Genomic DNA, 423 nt, shown 5'->3' with positions numbered 1-423 from the left:
CAAGGCTGCCGCGGAGGCCGCCGTTCAGGATGTTCATCATGGGCGTCGGCAGAAGATGCGCGTTCGCACCGCCCACGTACGTGTACAGCGGCAGCTCGGCGGCCTCCGCGGCAGCCTTGGCCACGGCCAAAGAAGCGCCCAGGATGGCGTTGGCACCGAACACGCCCTTGTTCTCCGTGCCGTCGGCCTCGATCATGGCGGCGTCCACCATGCGCTGATCCTCGGCCTCGAGGCCGATGAGCACGTCGGCGATCTCGTTGGTCACATGGGCCACGGCATCCAGCGTGCCCTTACCCAGATAGCGGCTCTTGTCTTCTCGCTTTCGCTGCGGGCACTGGACGAACCGGTGTGCAATGTGCTCGCCTCGGTGCTCGCCTGCGCGGCGGCTCTGTACGTGGAGGTGCTGTTCTTCGCTATCTTCGC

Annotated in this window: 1 pseudogene; it reads right to left on the bottom strand. The window is 66.0% G+C overall.

Annotated features, from left to right (window positions below):
• Nucleotides 1–313, bottom strand: a pseudogene (gene eno, locus NE591_RS12680) (phosphopyruvate hydratase); the annotation flags it as partial.
• Between the last annotated feature and the right edge of the window lie 110 nt (nucleotides 314–423).

It is taken from the genome of Adlercreutzia sp. DFI.6.23, from assembly GCF_024462535.1.
GTDB classification, from domain to species: domain Bacteria; phylum Actinomycetota; class Coriobacteriia; order Coriobacteriales; family Eggerthellaceae; genus Adlercreutzia; species Adlercreutzia rubneri.
This window is presented reverse-complemented; position numbering and strand designations above follow the sequence as displayed.